The sequence below is a fragment of the Actibacterium sp. MT2.3-13A genome (assembly GCF_018139985.1).
Taxonomy (GTDB): domain Bacteria; phylum Pseudomonadota; class Alphaproteobacteria; order Rhodobacterales; family Rhodobacteraceae; genus JAGSOU01.
The window spans coordinates 1-1,160 of the sequence record NZ_JAGSOU010000051.1 but is presented as its reverse complement, the minus strand read 5'-3'; the positions used below and the strand labels follow the sequence as shown (position 1 = coordinate 1,160).

The following is a 1,160-nucleotide window of genomic DNA, read 5'->3' as shown; positions in this document are numbered from 1 at the left end:
GAAACGTTCCGCCGCTCGCCCATTGCCCCCTCGGCGCAACAGCGCCAAACTCAACCGCGGACCCCGGCATCAGCTGGATCAATGTCGGGGGTCACAGCACCACCGACGCTGTCGAACCAGCCTCCGCCACAGGAGTTGGAGCAGATGCTGCACATCGCCCGGAAGTTCGACGTGGCCGGCCGGGACGAGCGCAACCGCGCCCTTGGCCGGGCCGGCGAGGAGCGCGTGCTGGCGCACGAGCGGTCGGCGCTGCAGTCGGCGGGCCGCGACGACCTGGCGCGCAAGGTCCGCTGGGTGTCGGAGGAGGATGGCGACGACGCGGGCTACGACATCGCGAGTTATGCCCCGGACGGGTTGCCCCGGCTGATCGAGGTGAAGACGACGAACGGCTGGGAGCGCACGCCCTTCCGCATCACGCGCAACGAACTGGCCGTGGCCGAGGAACGGCGGTCGGAATGGTGCCTGTTCCGACTGTGGAACTTCTCACGCGAGCCGAAGGCGTTCGAACTGCATCCGCCGCTCGATGTCCATGTTTCGCTGACCGCGACGACGTTTCAGGCGAGCTTTCACTGAGATCAGCTTGGCCGGCTCATATTTCCACCACCGCACGCATTATTTGCGCCGGAAGTATTCGTCTTAGGACAGGCCGATCACCAGGCTTTGTCGGGACAGTGCCTCGTGCCACTCAGAATGCAATTTCCCGATCAATACCTCTCTATGCCCGAACACCTCGGCGTTTGTGATCCTCAGGACCGGGATATCGAACGTCGCGCAATCGGCATCCTTGAACTTGTTCCGCCGCGCGGTGCCCATGTCTCGGTCACCGCGCCAACGTTTCAGGCGCGGATCCTTTGAGGGGCAGCCGAACGCCCATCCCGTCGGCGCCAGCGCGCGGGCAGGGGGGGGGCACCAGGCATCGCATGCAGATTCCGATGGCGCCGGGCGCCTGCCCCTTGGGGGCCGTGCCAGTCGATACGGTCCCGCCGCAGCCCACATCGGTCCGCGCCGCCGGGGGCGGAGTCCCTAAATTTCCCTTCGGAAAGCAGGAATATCGATTTTTTCGAAAAAAGCGCTTGCGACTCTCTTCGTCGAACCGTAAATACGCCTTCACCGGCGGCGCTGAGGCGCGGCTGGGGCGCCAGACGGGCGGTTGGGTTACG

The 1,160-nt window shown here is 65.3% G+C and carries 1 protein-coding gene and 1 pseudogene; both read left to right on the top strand.

Going from position 1 to position 1,160, the window contains the following annotated elements; genetic code table 11:
* Positions 1-99 precede the first annotated feature (99 nt).
* Positions 100-573 (top strand): annotated as a pseudogene (locus KCI33_RS17850) (DUF3883 domain-containing protein); the annotation flags it as partial.
* A gap of 347 nt (positions 574-920) precedes the next feature.
* On the top strand, positions 921-1,160 hold a 240-nt coding region (locus tag KCI33_RS17845; RefSeq protein ID WP_212526154.1), incomplete at its 3' end, for a hypothetical protein.